The sequence below is a fragment of the Serratia sp. H402Y genome (genome assembly GCF_051172415.1).
Lineage (GTDB): Bacteria > Pseudomonadota > Gammaproteobacteria > Enterobacterales > Enterobacteriaceae > Serratia > Serratia ureilytica.
The window spans coordinates 783,892-796,590 of the sequence record NZ_JBPIYZ010000001.1 but is presented as its reverse complement, the minus strand read 5'-3'; the positions used below and the strand labels follow the sequence as shown (position 1 = coordinate 796,590).

General features: G+C 58.5%; 16 protein-coding genes. 8 read left to right on the top strand and 8 right to left on the bottom strand.

Features of this window, described 5'->3' with window-relative positions; genetic code table 11:
* Nucleotides 1–12 precede the first annotated feature (12 nt).
* Nucleotides 13–336, bottom strand: a complete 324-nt coding sequence (locus ACSBQS_RS04010; protein WP_004928400.1) for a heavy metal-binding domain-containing protein — start codon at nucleotides 334–336, stop codon at nucleotides 13–15.
* Nucleotides 337–495: 159 nt separating this feature from the next.
* On the opposite strand from ACSBQS_RS04010, the gene ACSBQS_RS04005 reads away from it, so the two are divergent.
* From ACSBQS_RS04005 to ACSBQS_RS03970, 8 genes are all read left to right on the top strand, one after another.
* A complete protein-coding gene (locus tag ACSBQS_RS04005) occupies nucleotides 496–1,038 on the top strand; it encodes a lipoprotein (protein WP_033642535.1) in 543 nt (180 codons plus the stop codon).
* A 264-nt stretch (nucleotides 1,039–1,302) separates the two neighbouring features.
* A complete protein-coding gene (gene artP, locus ACSBQS_RS04000; protein WP_089192582.1) occupies nucleotides 1,303–2,031 on the top strand; it encodes an arginine ABC transporter ATP-binding protein ArtP in 729 nt (242 codons plus the stop codon).
* Nucleotides 2,032–2,063: 32 nt separating this feature from the next.
* Nucleotides 2,064–2,795: an arginine ABC transporter substrate-binding protein gene (gene artJ, locus ACSBQS_RS03995; protein ID WP_033642533.1), complete on the top strand. Its 732-nt coding sequence runs from the start codon at nucleotides 2,064–2,066 to the stop codon at nucleotides 2,793–2,795.
* Nucleotides 2,796–2,804: 9 nt separating this feature from the next.
* Nucleotides 2,805–3,521: an arginine ABC transporter permease ArtQ gene (gene artQ / locus ACSBQS_RS03990; RefSeq protein ID WP_025159684.1), complete on the top strand. Its 717-nt coding sequence runs from the start codon at nucleotides 2,805–2,807 to the stop codon at nucleotides 3,519–3,521.
* Complete coding sequence (artM, locus tag ACSBQS_RS03985) at nucleotides 3,521–4,189, top strand: arginine ABC transporter permease ArtM (RefSeq protein ID WP_099783622.1); 669 nt, start codon at nucleotides 3,521–3,523, stop codon at nucleotides 4,187–4,189. Before artQ ends, artM begins: the two co-directional genes overlap by 1 nt.
* Nucleotides 4,190–4,387: 198 nt before the next feature.
* Nucleotides 4,388–5,122, top strand: a complete 735-nt coding sequence (gene artJ, locus ACSBQS_RS03980; protein ID WP_015377297.1) for an arginine ABC transporter substrate-binding protein — start codon at nucleotides 4,388–4,390, stop codon at nucleotides 5,120–5,122.
* A 101-nt stretch (nucleotides 5,123–5,223) separates the two neighbouring features.
* Nucleotides 5,224–5,475, top strand: coding sequence for a type II toxin-antitoxin system Phd/YefM family antitoxin (locus tag ACSBQS_RS03975; protein ID WP_004928423.1), 252 nt, complete (start codon nucleotides 5,224–5,226; stop codon nucleotides 5,473–5,475).
* Nucleotides 5,465–5,749 (top strand): type II toxin-antitoxin system RelE family toxin, encoded by a 285-nt coding sequence (locus ACSBQS_RS03970; protein ID WP_004928427.1) that lies wholly within the window; start codon nucleotides 5,465–5,467, stop codon nucleotides 5,747–5,749. Before ACSBQS_RS03975 ends, ACSBQS_RS03970 begins: the two co-directional genes overlap by 11 nt.
* Here the strand turns inward: ACSBQS_RS03970 and rlmC are convergent.
* The 7 genes from rlmC to ACSBQS_RS03935 all read right to left on the bottom strand — a co-directional run bounded on the left by rlmC (nucleotide 5,746) and on the right by ACSBQS_RS03935 (nucleotide 12,661).
* Complete coding sequence (gene rlmC, locus ACSBQS_RS03965) at nucleotides 5,746–6,873, bottom strand: 23S rRNA (uracil(747)-C(5))-methyltransferase RlmC (protein ID WP_197666413.1); 1,128 nt, start codon at nucleotides 6,871–6,873, stop codon at nucleotides 5,746–5,748. The genes ACSBQS_RS03970 and rlmC overlap by 4 nt on opposite strands.
* A gap of 68 nt (nucleotides 6,874–6,941) precedes the next feature.
* Nucleotides 6,942–7,421 carry a YbjO family protein gene (locus ACSBQS_RS03960; protein ID WP_047024958.1) on the bottom strand — a complete coding sequence of 160 codons (480 nt, stop codon included), beginning with the start codon at nucleotides 7,419–7,421 and terminating at the stop codon, nucleotides 6,942–6,944.
* A 161-nt stretch (nucleotides 7,422–7,582) separates the two neighbouring features.
* On the bottom strand, nucleotides 7,583–8,428 hold the full coding sequence (gene potI / locus ACSBQS_RS03955) for a putrescine ABC transporter permease PotI (protein WP_042784088.1): 846 nt from the start codon (nucleotides 8,426–8,428) through the stop codon (nucleotides 7,583–7,585).
* The gene (potH, locus tag ACSBQS_RS03950; protein WP_046686755.1) at nucleotides 8,425–9,387 is read right to left on the bottom strand and encodes a putrescine ABC transporter permease PotH; all 963 of its coding nucleotides are present in this window, start codon (nucleotides 9,385–9,387) and stop codon (nucleotides 8,425–8,427) included. The genes potI and potH overlap by 4 nt, the downstream gene beginning before the upstream one ends.
* Before the next feature lie 24 nt (nucleotides 9,388–9,411).
* Nucleotides 9,412–10,545 (bottom strand): putrescine ABC transporter ATP-binding subunit PotG, encoded by a 1,134-nt coding sequence (gene potG, locus ACSBQS_RS03945; protein WP_004938650.1) that lies wholly within the window; start codon nucleotides 10,543–10,545, stop codon nucleotides 9,412–9,414.
* A 120-nt stretch (nucleotides 10,546–10,665) separates the two neighbouring features.
* Complete coding sequence (potF, locus tag ACSBQS_RS03940) at nucleotides 10,666–11,775, bottom strand: spermidine/putrescine ABC transporter substrate-binding protein PotF (RefSeq protein ID WP_033642524.1); 1,110 nt, start codon at nucleotides 11,773–11,775, stop codon at nucleotides 10,666–10,668.
* Nucleotides 11,776–12,181: 406 nt separating this feature from the next.
* Nucleotides 12,182–12,661, bottom strand: coding sequence for a YbjN domain-containing protein (locus ACSBQS_RS03935; protein ID WP_072627973.1), 480 nt, complete (start codon nucleotides 12,659–12,661; stop codon nucleotides 12,182–12,184).
* Nucleotides 12,662–12,699 lie beyond the last annotated feature (38 nt).

Sequence of the window (12,699 nt, the reverse complement as noted above, 5' to 3'; positions counted from 1 at the left end):
GAAAGCATGGCGTTAGCGGCTCACTTTCACCGCGGTGCCGCTGACGGTCACCATCAGCATGCTGCCGTCTTTGCCAACGGTTTCATAATCGATATCAATGCCGACCACCGCGTTGGCGCCCAGCTCTTTCGCCTGGTCTTCCAGCTCTTCGAATGCGATCAGGCGCGCCTTGCGCAGCTCTTTCTCATAAGCGCCCGAGCGGCCGCCGACGATATCGCGCACGCCGGCGAAGAAATCACGAAAAATGTTGGCGCCGAGGATCGCTTCGCCGGTGACGACGCCGCAGTATTCGGTGATGGTAAACCCTTCCAGGGTCGGGGTAGTTGAAAGCTGCATCAGAACTCCTTGTTTGATTAATTCAACGTATCTATGACCAGAAGATTGGCATTATGTTCGCTTAATCAATGGCACGCAGTACGAATGCAAGGCCAAAAAACGCATTTATACTGTAAGCTATCGGTCTTCATGGTAGAGACTTTCACATAAGGTAATAAGATGAAAACAAAAACGATTGCGGCTGTTTTACCCTTAGCGCTGTTGCTGAGTGCCTGTACCACGGTGGAACCGGCATACAAGGATATCGGCACCCGCAGCGGCAGCTGTGTGGAAGGCGGCCCGGATACGGTCGCGCAAAAGTTCTATGACCTGCGCATCCAGCAAGGTTCCAGCCTGCCGGACAGCAACCGCCTGGCGCAGCTGCAGCCTTATCTGAGCAAAGTGCTGTATCAGGATCTGGTCAGCGCCGCTCAAAATCCGGGCAAGCATCAGATAACCGGCGATCTGTTCTCCGGCAACGCGCAAGGGCCAAGCAGCGCGTCCGTCGCCAGCGCCTCGACCATTCCCAACACCGATGCGAAGAACATCCCGCTGCGCGTTGACTTGAGCTACCAGAAAGACGCCAACAGTACCGTGAACTGGCAAGACGAAGTGCTGATGGTGCGCGAAGGCACCTGCTGGGTGGTTGATGATATTCGCTACCTGAATGTTCCAGCACACGCCACCAACGGCAGCGTGCGTCAGGTGCTGGAAAACCGATAACCCGCACTCCCCGGCCGACGCGGGCCCGCCGCGTCGGTCGTTCCCGTCTCCCCTTGCGCCGCTCAGATTTCGTCCGATAGAAAAAATTTCGCTACCGATCTCACAGCCTGCGCCACAAATCCCCTCCCTCGGCCTGAGTCGCGGTATCTTGTGCTAATCTTTTACTGTCCCGCCGCACACTCATAAATTTTAACGCACAAAGATTGCATAAGTATTCTGTGGAAGTTAACATTTGCGGCATCAATGTCTATTCAATTCTGGCGCATGAGTATTCAACTTAACGGTATTAATTGCTATTACGGCGCTCACCAGGCGCTGTTTGACATCACGCTGGAATGTCCAGCCGGGGAAACCCTGGTGCTGCTTGGCCCAAGCGGCGCCGGGAAAAGTTCATTGCTGCGGGTGCTTAACCTGCTGGAAATGCCGCGTTCGGGTCAGCTAAAGATCGCCGGCAACCAATTCGATTTCAAGCAGGCGCCGGGCGAAAAAGCCATTCGCGAACTGCGGCAAAATGTCGGCATGGTCTTCCAGCAATACAACCTGTGGCCTCACCTCACCGTGGTCCAGAACCTGATAGAAGCGCCTTGCCGCGTGCTGGGTTTGACCAAGGCTCAGGCGATGGAGCGCGCCGACAAGCTGCTCAAGCGTCTGCGCCTGACCGACTTCGCCGATCGCTTTCCGCTGCACCTTTCCGGCGGCCAGCAGCAGCGCGTAGCGATCGCTCGCGCCCTGATGATGGAGCCGCAGGTGCTGCTGTTCGATGAACCGACCGCAGCGCTGGATCCGGAAATCACCGCCCAGATCGTCAGCATCATTCGCGAACTGGCCGGCACCGGCATCACTCAGGTGATCGTCACCCACGAAGTGGAAGTGGCGCGCAAGACCGCCAGCCGCGTGGTGTACATGGAAAACGGCCATGTAGTGGAGCAAGGCGACAGCAGCCACTTCACGCAGCCGCGGACCACCGAGTTTGCCAACTACTTATCACACTAACAATTAAATTGCTGTAATTTGGGGAGTTTGCGATGAAAAAACTAATAATCGCCGCCGTTCTGGCCGGCATCAGCGTTTCCGCCTCCGCAGCCGAAACCATCCGTTTCGCTACCGAAGCCTCCTATCCTCCATTTGAATTTATTGACGCCGGCAACAAAATTCAGGGTTTTGATGTCGATCTGGCCAACGCGCTGTGCAAAGAGATGCAGGCCGAGTGCACCTTCACCAATCAGGCGTTCGACAGCCTGATCCCAAGCCTGAAGTTCAAGCGTTTCGATGCGGTCATGGCCGGTATGGACATTACGCCGGAGCGTGAAAAGCAGGTGCTGTTCACCAAGCCGTACTACGATAACTCGGCGCTGTTCATCGCGCAGAAAGGCAAAATCGCCGACGTGGCGGCGCTGAAAGGCAAGAAAGTCGGCGTGCAAAACGGCACCACTCACCAAAAATACCTGACCGACAAGCACCCGGAAATCACCACCGTGCCTTACGACAGCTACCAAAACGCCATTTTGGATCTGAAGAACGGCCGCGTTGATGCGGTGTTCGGCGATACCGCGGTGGTCAACGAGTGGCTGAAGCAGAATGACGCGCTGGCGACAGTGGGCGCCAAAGTAACGGATAAAGACTACTTCGGCACCGGCCTCGGCATCGCGGTACGCCAGAAAAATACCGATCTGCAGGGCAAGTTCAACGCCGCCCTGGACAAGATCAAGCAGGATGGGACCTATGAAACCATCTACAAAAAATGGTTCCAGCAGTAATACGCCCCGATGAATGAATTACAACCTTTAGCAAGCGCCGCCGGCATGACCGTCGGCCTTGCCGTTTGCGCCCTGATCCTCGGGCTGATTCTGGCGATGCTGTTCGCCGTATGGGAATCGTCCCGCTGGAAAGCCGTCAGCTGGCTCGGCACCGCCTGGGTGACCGTGCTGCGCGGCCTGCCGGAAATCCTGGTGGTGCTGTTTATCTATTTCGGCTCGTCGCAGCTGCTGCTGATGCTCTCCGACGGCTTTACCCTTAACCTCGGTCTGTTTCAGTTGCCGATTCAGCTGGCGATCGACAATTTCGAAGTCAGCCCGTTCCTGTGCGGGGTGATCGCCCTGGCCTTGCTCTATTCCGCCTACGCCTCGCAGACGCTGCGCGGCGCGCTCAAAGCGGTACCGCAGGGGCAGTGGGAATCCGGCCAGGCGCTGGGTCTCGGCAAAGCGGCGATCTTCTTTCGCCTGATCATGCCGCAGATGTGGCGCCATGCCCTGCCCGGCCTCGGCAATCAGTGGCTGGTGCTGCTGAAAGACACCGCGCTGGTGTCGCTGATCAGCGTGAACGATCTGATGTTGCAAACCAAAAGCATCGCCACCCGCACCCAGGAACCCTTTACCTGGTACGTGATCGCGGCGGCCATCTATCTGCTGGTGACGCTGTTCAGCCAATACGTCATCAAGCGCATTGAGCTGCGCGCCACGCGGTTTGAACGGGGGCCGGTCTGATGATTGAATATTTACCGGAAATCCTCAAAGGGCTGCATACCAGCCTGACGCTAACCGTCGCCGCGTTGCTGGTCGCGCTGCTGCTGTCGCTGCTGCTGACGGTAATCCTGACGCTGAAAACGCCGATCCTGACGCCGCTGGTCAAGATCTACGTGACGCTGTTCACCGGCACGCCGCTGCTGGTGCAGATCTTCCTGATCTACTACGGCCCCGGTCAGTTTCCGGCGATCCGCGACTACCCTTGGCTGTGGAACCTGCTGTCGCAGCCCTGGCTGTGCGCGATGATTGCGCTGGCGCTGAACAGCGCGGCCTATACCACGCAGCTGTTCTACGGCGCGGTGCGCGCCATCCCCGCCGGACAATGGCAGTCGTGCGAAGCGCTGGGCATGTCGCGCCGGCAGACGCTGCGCATTCTGCTGCCGTTCGCCTTCAAGCGCGCGCTGTCATCTTACTCCAACGAAGTGGTGCTGGTGTTCAAAAGCACGTCGCTGGCCTACACCATCACGCTGATGGAAGTGATGGGCTATAGCCAGCTGATGTACGGCCGTACCTACGACGTGATGGTGTTCGGCGCCGCAGGTCTGGTGTATCTGTGCGTCAACGGCCTGCTGACGCTGCTGATGCGGCTGGTGGAGCGCCGCGCGTTGGCGTTTGAGCGCCGCAACTGAAGCCATCCCCTCTCCAGCCCCGCCATTGCGCGGGGCTTTTTTTATCCCCACTGCAATATTTAATCATTTATATTGCATTTTAATTCACTCAATGGCAGGGTTATCAGCAGGTGTCCTCGCAAAAACCTCTGGCGATTACCAGTAAAAACAAACGATAGCGAAATAATCACTTTCAGGATCCAGACAGGAGCTCTACGCATGAAAAAACTGCTGCTTGCCGCGACGATGTTGGCCGGAATGACCTTTAACGCCACCGCGGCCGAGACTATCCGCTTCGCCGCCTCCGCCACCTATCCGCCGTTCGAATCGCTGGACGCCAACAACCAGATCGTCGGCTTCGATATCGACTTGGCCAACGCGTTGTGCAAACAGATGCAGGCGCAGTGCACTTTCACCAACCAGGCGTTCGACAGCCTGATCGCCGCGCTGAAATTCAAAAAATACGATGCGGTGATTTCCGGTATGGACATCACGCCGGAGCGCAGCAAACAGGTCGCCTTCACCCAACCTTACTATGCCAACTCGGCGATTGTGATCGCGCAAAAAGGCAAGTTCAGCTCGCTGGCGGATCTGAAAGGCAAAAAGCTCGGCATGGAAAACGGCACCACCCACCAGAAATACATGCAGGACAAGCACCCGGAGATTAACACCGTCTCTTACGACAGCTACCAGAACGCTATTCTGGAGCTGAAAAACGGCCGTATCGACGGCGTCTTCGGCGATACCGCCGTAGTGAACGAGTGGCTCAAAACCAACCCGCAGCTGGCGCCGGTCGGCGAACATATCACCGATGCGCAATACTTCGGCACCGGCCTCGGCATCGCGGTGCGTCCGGACAATCAGGCGCTGCTGGCCAAGCTGAACGCCGCGCTGGACGCCATCAAGGCCGACGGCACCTACAAGGCCATCAACGACAAATGGTTCCCGCAGTAAGTCCGCATGTGGAGTCGCCCTCCTTCGGCGGCTCCATCGGATTGCTACCGCATCCGGTTAGTGCTAAATTTGATACTGAATTTAGCATCAAGGATAACATCATGACGGTTCAACCCATCCTCGCCGACTCCGCAGTCAGCATCAGCGATTTTAAAAAATCGCCCAACGCCGCCCTTAAAGAGGCACAAGGGCAACCGGTCGCCGTCCTGACCAACGGTAAGATTTCGGGATATTACGTCTCTCCGGAAACCTGGGAGGCGATCGCGGAATACCTGGAAGATATCGAACTCGCTGAAATCGTTCGTTCACGGATGAACGGCAAACGCATTAAGGTCAATTTGGATGACTTATAAGCTTGAATTCGAAGAACATGCGCTGAAGGAATTTAAAAAACTGTCCCCGGTGATCCGGGAACAGTTCAAAAAAAAGCTGGCATCGGTGCTGGTTAATCCCCACGTCCCCACCAACAAACTCGCCGGTTTGCCCGATTGCTACAAAATCAAACTCAGAGCCTCAGGCTTTCGTTTGGTATATCGCGTCATGGAAACGGAGATCGTGGTTCTGGTCCTGTCTGTGGGCAAACGCGAACGTTCAGCGGCTTACACCGCTGCCAAAAAGCGCCTTTAACGCCGCACCAACAGCGTCAACACTTCGTAGTGCGCGGTATGCGGGAACATGTCGAACAGCTGCACCCGTTCGATGCGGTACCCCGGCAACATCTCGATATCTTTCGCCATGCTCTCGGCGTTGCAGCTGGAATACAGAATGTAATCCGGCGCCATCCGGCTCAAATAATCGCACAGCGCCTGGCCGATGCCGCGCCGCGGCGGGTTGACCAACACCAGCTGCGGCACCTGCCCTTCGGCGGTGGCGAAGCGGGTGGAATCGAGCGCCTGAAAATCGACCTGCAGCAACCCCAATCGCTGCGCCGACTGGCGCGCGCAGGCGATCGCTTCCGCGCTGATTTCAATGCCGGTCAGGCGAGTTTGCGGCTGCGCGCAGTGCAGACCGAAACCGCCGACGCCGCAAAACAGATCCCACATGCTGTCGATACCCAGCGCGCGCACCCAGTCGCGGGCGGTGGCATACAGATCGGCGGCCACCTGCGGGTTGGTTTGGAAGAAGCTTTGCGGGCGGATGAACAGCGGCACCTGATTGAACTGTTCCTCCAGCGCCTGCTGATCGGTCAGCGCGATCTCGCGCTCCCCTTCCATGATCGCCATATGCACCGGCTGAATATTGGCGGAGATCACCTTGAGCTGCGGCAGCTGCTGCTGCAGCCACGGCAGCGCGGCGCGCAGCTGCGCCAGCTTGGTTTCCGAGCGCAGCACGAAGCGCAGCATCACGCCGCCGTCGAGCGTGCTTTCGGTCAGCAGCAGGTATTTCAGCTCGCCGCGTTTGCGCGCCACGTTATACGGCGTCAGGCCGGCGCGGGCGATGAAGCTTTTCAGCACCGCAAACATCGGCGCAAAGCCGGCGGGATACAGCGGGCAGTCGCTCAGATCGACCGGCGTGCCGTCGCGGTGCAGCATGCCGAGCAGCGGTCGCTCCACGCTGCCGCTGACCACCATCTTGGCTTTATTGCGAAATGCGCTCAGTTCCCCCGCCGCCGGCTGCAGCCACTGCGCGACATCGCGCCCGGCCAGCAGCGATTGCAGGTGATGCTGTTTGTCGGCCAGCTGCTGCGGATAGGGCTTTTCCAGCCACTGACAGGAACGGCAGGTGCCCGCCGTATACAAAGCGCAATGCATGAAGATACCGTGAAGTTCAGGATGACGAATTAAGGGCGCAGAGTTTACCACTCCGCGCGCCTAAAATCTCACTTGCGCGCGGTGAAGAAGCGGCGGCTGGCGGTGGGGACGAACAGCAGCGCCAGGATCACCGCGTCGGGGATCTTTTGCAGTATCAGAACGTGCAGGATTTGGCCGCTGGTTTCCCCTTCCACGGTGAACACCTCGGGGAAGACGCTGCCGATGGTGGCCAGCAGCAGGTAAAGCACCACGATGCACTGACAGGCCACGTAGCCCCAGCGCCCCCAGTTGCGGCCGCGCATCACCGCAAAACCGCAGCTGATTTGCAGGCACAGCAGCATCAGCCCGGCCAGAAAGATAAAGGTGGAATCCCACGCCTGCGCGCTGGTGCTGACAAACTCCTTCGCGCCGTCGACGCCCAGCTCGCCCAGCAGCAGCACCACGCTGATACACTTGATCGCCACCATGGCAGTGCCCGCCACCATCACCGGCACCGGCGCATCCGAAGTCGATCTTATTCCCTGCCCGCTTTTCAGCATGTCTGACATATCCGTGTTCCGCTACGACGCGCCACTGCCCCTACGCCTTTCACATTGCCGCGTTGTTGGCGGCAGTGTGAAATTCATTGGAGCCATTCAAATGGCGCATGTAAAGTCAGGTAGTTAGTTGCAATACTTATTGATTGCAAAAATAGCAGGTTTGTTACGATTCAGCTACGGGCCGCCCGCTGCAATTCACGCGATCGTTGTTTTTCCGAGCGCGCCATAAACCACCAGGCGATCAGGCCGAGAATGCCCACCACCAGCAGGATCAGGCTGGCCAGCGCGTTAATTTCCGGATTCACCCCCATGCGCACGCTGGAGAACACCAGCATCGGCAACGTGGTGGCGCCTGGGCCGGAGACGAAACTGGCGATCACCAGATCGTCCAGCGACAGGGTAAACGCCAGCATCCAGCCGGAGATCAGCGCCGGCGCAATCATCGGCAAGGTGATGACGAAAAACACCTTCAGCGGCGGCGCCCCCAGGTCCATCGCCGCCTCTTCAATTGAGCGATCCACCTCGCGCAGGCGCGAACTGATCACCACCGCCACATAAGCGGTACAGAAGGTGACATGCGCCAGCCAAATGGTGAACATGCCGCGTTCCGACGGCCAACCGAAGGCGTGCCCCATCGCCACGAACAGCAGCAGCAACGACAGGCCGGTGATCACGTCCGGCATCACCAGCGGCGCGGTCAGCATAAACGCGAAGCCGGTCGAGCCGCGAAAACGGCCGAAACGCACCATCACCACCGCGGCGATGGCGCCCAGCACCACCGCGGCGGTGGCGGCGGCGGCGGCGATGGTCAGGCTGAGCCCCACCGCGCTAATCATCGCCGAATCGTGGAACAGTTCGCTATACCAGCGCGTGGACCAGCCGGCCCACACCGTCACCAGCTTGGAGCTGTTGAAGGAGTAAATCACCAGCATCAGCATCGGCGCATACAGGAAGGTAAAGCCGACAGTCAGGATGGCGATGCGCCACGGTGAACGCACTACCGGCAAGTTGTTCATGCCTGGCCTCCCATTTCCTTGTTCTGGTGCTTGTGGAACCACAATATTGGCACGATCAGCAACAGCAGCATGATGGTGGCGACCGCCGAGGCCACCGGCCAGTCGCGGTTATTGAAGAACTCCTGCCACAGCACGCGGCCGATCATGATGCTGTCCGGCCCGCCGAGCAGCTCCGGGATCACGAACTCCCCCACCGCCGGAATGAACACCAGCATCGAGCCGGCGATGATGCCGCCGCGCGTCAGCGGCACGATCACGCTGAAAAAGGTTTTCAGCGGCCGGGCGCCCAGATCCAGCGACGCCTCCACCAGCGAGTAATCCAGCCGGATCAGCGCCGTGTAGATCGGCAACACCATAAACGGCAGGTAGGAATAGACGATGCCGATATACACCGCCAGGTTGGTATGCAGGATCACCAGCGGCTGGTCGATCACCCCTAACCACATCAGAAAGTTGTTCAGCGTGCCGTTGTTTTTCAGAATGCCCATCCAGGCATAGACGCGGATCAGGAACGAGGTCCAGGAAGGCAGGATCACCAGCAACAGCAGGATGTTGCGGGTCGACGCCTTGCTGTGGGCCACCGCCCAGGCCAGCGGATAGCCGATGATCAGGCAACACAGCGTCGAAATCGCCGCCACGCGCAGCGACTGCAGATAGGCGTCGATATACAGCGGATCGTCGGTCAGCTGCAGGTAGTTGGCGAAGTTGAGCGCGATGTTCAGTTTGCCGTCCACCCAGCTCATCAGCTCGGTGTAGGGCGGCACCGCCATCGCCAACTCCGCCAGGCTGATCTTGAACACGATCAGGAAAGGCAGCATAAACAGCAGCGTCAGCCATAAATACGGCAGCGCGATCACCAGCTTGCGGCCATGGGCCATCAGCAGGCGATGGAACAGCGCCCTGAGGGCGCCGGGCGCTTTGGCCGGCGGTTCCGGCGCGCGTTCAGAAAGCAGGGTCATACGGGTTACTCCTCACCGGCTCCACTACACCGTCAACACGACGCAGCTGTCGGTTTCCCAACATAGACGCACTTCATCGCCCCAGGTGGGCATCCCCTTGCGGAAACGATGGCCGTTTTGCAGCTGGGCGCTGATGATCTGCCCGCTATGCAGCTTCACGTGGTAGATGGACAGATCGCCCAGATAGGAAATGTGCGCCACTTCCCCCACCGCGAAGTTGCAGCCGTCTTCCGGCACTTGTTCGCACAGCAGGATCTTTTCCGGCCGCAGCGCGACCTGGATCGGCACGCCGTCCACCACCGAGGCGTCCGGATCCACTTTGATCGCATGGCGCAACCCCGGGCTTTGCAGGATCAGCGCATCGTCGTGGCGCTCTTGCAGCACGCAGTCGAAGACGTTGACCGAACCGATAAATTCGGCGCTGAAGCGGCTGTTCGGATGCTCGTAGATCTCTTCCGGCTCGCCGATCTGTACGAACTTGCCGCGGTTCATGATGGCGATGCGCCCCGCCATGGTCATCGCTTCTTCCTGATCGTGCGTCACCATCACGCAGGTCACGCCGACGCGCTCGAGAATGTCGGTCACTTCCAGCTGCATGCGGTCGCGCAACTTCTTGTCCAGCGCGCCCATGGGTTCATCCAGCAGCAGCAGCTTCGGCCGCTTGGCCAGGCTGCGCGCCAGCGCCACCCGCTGCCGTTGGCCGCCGGAAAGCTGGTGCGGTTTGCGCTTGGCATACTCCTGCATGTGCACCAGCGCCAGCATTTCCGCCACCCGTTCGGCGATCTCCGCCCGCGGCATTTTGTCCTGCTTAAGGCCAAACGCGATATTCTGCTCCACGGTCATGTGCGGGAACAGCGCGTACGACTGAAACATCATATTGATCGGCCGCTGGTACGGCGGCACATGCGACATATCCTGCCCGTCGAGCACGATCTGCCCTTCCGTCGGCTGTTCAAAACCGGCCAGCATGCGCAGCAAGGTGGACTTGCCGCAGCCGGACGGGCCAAGCAGCGCAAAGATCTCACCCTTATAGATGGTGAGGCTGACGTCTTCGACCGCATTCTGCCCGTCGAAGGTTTTGGTGAGGTTACGGATTTCCAGCAGAGGGGTGAAAACCTTCTGCGACTTGGCTTGAGGACGAGGAATAGCGTCGTTCAATCGGGGTGCTCTCCGGCGTAAAGCGGCACAAAACCACGGCGAGCGCCGTGGCCCAAAACGGCAATGCAGGCGGGGAACACCCGCCTGCCGGTTTACCGACGATGGGGGGCTCCCCCATCATCACTTCCCGCTTTTAACTTTAGTCCATGCGCGGGTAATGACACGGTCCAGCTTCGGCGACTGCACGTTGAGCGTGAACAGCTTGGCGCGCAAATCGGCCGGCGGATAGACGTTCGGGTTATCGCGCACTTCGGCGTTCACCAGCGGCGTGGAGTCTTTCACCGCATTGGCGTAGTAAATGTGGTTACTGATGTCCGCCATCACGTCCGGCTTCAGCAGGAAGTTCAGGAACTGGTAGGCGGCGTCCTTGCTTTTGGCGTCCGCCGGCATGGCGAACATGTCAAAGTAGGTCAGCGCCCCCTCTTTCGGGATCGCATAGGCCACATTCACGCCGTTCTTCGCCTCTTTGGCGCGGTTGGCCGCCTGCATCACGTCGCCGGACCAGCCGATCGCCACGCAGATGTCACCGTTCGCCAGATCGTTGATGTACTGAGAAGAGTGGAAATAGCGGATGTTCGGCCGCAGCTTCAGCAGCAGATCGTTGGCCGCGCCGGTGTAGTCCGCCGCGTTGGTGCTGTTGGGATCTTTGCCCAGATAATGCAGCACGGTGGCGTAGACCTCGCTCGGCGCATCGAGGAAGGAGACGCCGCAGCTCTTGAGCTTCTCCAGGTTTTCCGGCTTGAAGATCAGATCCCAGCTGTTGACCGGCGCGTCTTTGCCCAACGCCGCTTTCACCTTGTCGACGTTATAGCCGATGCCGGTGGTCACCATCATGTAAGGGATGCCGTATTTGTTGTCTTTGTCGTTATGCGCCACCAGCTTCAGCATCTCGGGATCGAGATTTTTGTAGTTGGGGATCTTGCTCTTGTCGAGCGGCTCGAAAATGCCGGCCTGCGACTGACGCTCGAGGAAGTTGGATGAAGGGACCACCAAATCGTAACCGGTGCTGCCCGCCATCAGTTTGCCTTCCAACACTTCGTTGGAGTCAAAGACGTCGTACACCACTTTGATACCGGTTTCTTTCTGGAATTTGGCCAGGGTATCCGGCGCGATATAGTCGGACCAGTTATACACGTGCAGCGTTTTCTCTTCGGCTGACGCCGTGACGGACGCAGCCATCAACAGACCGGCAACCACACCCGATAACCACTTTTTACGTTGGGTGACCATCCGTAACTTCCTCCAAAACAGGGTAAATCATAGAATTGAACTTGTATCTGCAGCGATACAAAACCTTTCCTGATTGAGCGCAATCGTTGCAACCGCGAAATGAATGGCTATGCATATGATTGCATGCGCCTTTTTGCACTGCCCTGCTCGCGTGGTTACAAGGGAAATCGCAAGCCCTTTGCAGAATCAGCAGCATAGCCGCTGCCATCGCAACCCGCCAGCCCCCAGGGTAAAAAACGCCATTTATCGATTTTTTATGCAATTTTTCTCTATGTGATACGGCATTAATGGCGTAAAAGCCGAGAAAGATCGGGCGGCAGAGGCCTAAGTGCAGAATATTTAATTGCGAAGGGGAGTCACGGCAGCATGCCGCCGGAGCGACGGCATGCTTAAGGTACAGCGAGGATCAGTGCAGCATCGGCTGACGCACGGCGCCAGTGGGGATCTCTTCTTCATCCCCCATAAACAGCAGATCGTTCGCCCGCGCCTCGAGGATCACCATCGAGACCTGCTCTTCGCCCTGCTGCATGAAGTGGGTGAACTGCTCGTAGGTGATGCCGACCGCCACGCTCAGCGACTGGCAGACGATCAGCTTCGGCAGGTTGTCGTCCTGAATGTCGACAAAGGCCTTGATGGTCAGCGAGCTGGCGTTGATCTGGCTCAGGTCCGCCACCAGCGGGATCAGCGCGGTCGGCTTCACCTCGGCCAGCGCGGAGAACAGAATGACGTTGTCCACCAGATCTATCTTGGCGTCGAACACGCCGTCGAAGTTCTGCATGTGCGGCAGGTGCAGCGCCTGGCAGGAATCGCACTCAAAGAAAGAAATGCCCGACTGATCCAGCCAGCGCCGCAACAGCGCCAAATCGGGGACAATGAGTGAATCCATAATAACCAGCCTCACAATATTCAAAACGCGAAAAGGCG

Coding starts and splice junctions, on each gene's coding strand:
- ACSBQS_RS04005 (WP_033642535.1), top strand. CDS start 496: ATGAAAACAAAAACGATTGCGGCTGTTTTACCCTTAGCGCTGTTGCTG.
- potF (WP_033642524.1), bottom strand. CDS start 11,775: ATGGTCACCCAACGTAAAAAGTGGTTATCGGGTGTGGTTGCCGGTCTG.
- artP (WP_089192582.1), top strand. CDS start 1,303: ATGAGTATTCAACTTAACGGTATTAATTGCTATTACGGCGCTCACCAG.
- artJ (WP_033642533.1), top strand. CDS start 2,064: ATGAAAAAACTAATAATCGCCGCCGTTCTGGCCGGCATCAGCGTTTCC.
- artQ (WP_025159684.1), top strand. CDS start 2,805: ATGAATGAATTACAACCTTTAGCAAGCGCCGCCGGCATGACCGTCGGC.
- artM (WP_099783622.1), top strand. CDS start 3,521: ATGATTGAATATTTACCGGAAATCCTCAAAGGGCTGCATACCAGCCTG.
- ACSBQS_RS03960 (WP_047024958.1), bottom strand. CDS start 7,421: ATGTCAGACATGCTGAAAAGCGGGCAGGGAATAAGATCGACTTCGGAT.
- potI (WP_042784088.1), bottom strand. CDS start 8,428: ATGAACAACTTGCCGGTAGTGCGTTCACCGTGGCGCATCGCCATCCTG.
- ACSBQS_RS03970 (WP_004928427.1), top strand. CDS start 5,465: ATGACTTATAAGCTTGAATTCGAAGAACATGCGCTGAAGGAATTTAAA.
- ACSBQS_RS03975 (WP_004928423.1), top strand. CDS start 5,224: ATGACGGTTCAACCCATCCTCGCCGACTCCGCAGTCAGCATCAGCGAT.
- potH (WP_046686755.1), bottom strand. CDS start 9,387: ATGACCCTGCTTTCTGAACGCGCGCCGGAACCGCCGGCCAAAGCGCCC.
- rlmC (WP_197666413.1), bottom strand. CDS start 6,873: ATGCATTGCGCTTTGTATACGGCGGGCACCTGCCGTTCCTGTCAGTGG.
- artJ (WP_015377297.1), top strand. CDS start 4,388: ATGAAAAAACTGCTGCTTGCCGCGACGATGTTGGCCGGAATGACCTTT.
- ACSBQS_RS03935 (WP_072627973.1), bottom strand. CDS start 12,661: ATGGATTCACTCATTGTCCCCGATTTGGCGCTGTTGCGGCGCTGGCTG.
- ACSBQS_RS04010 (WP_004928400.1), bottom strand. CDS start 336: ATGCAGCTTTCAACTACCCCGACCCTGGAAGGGTTTACCATCACCGAA.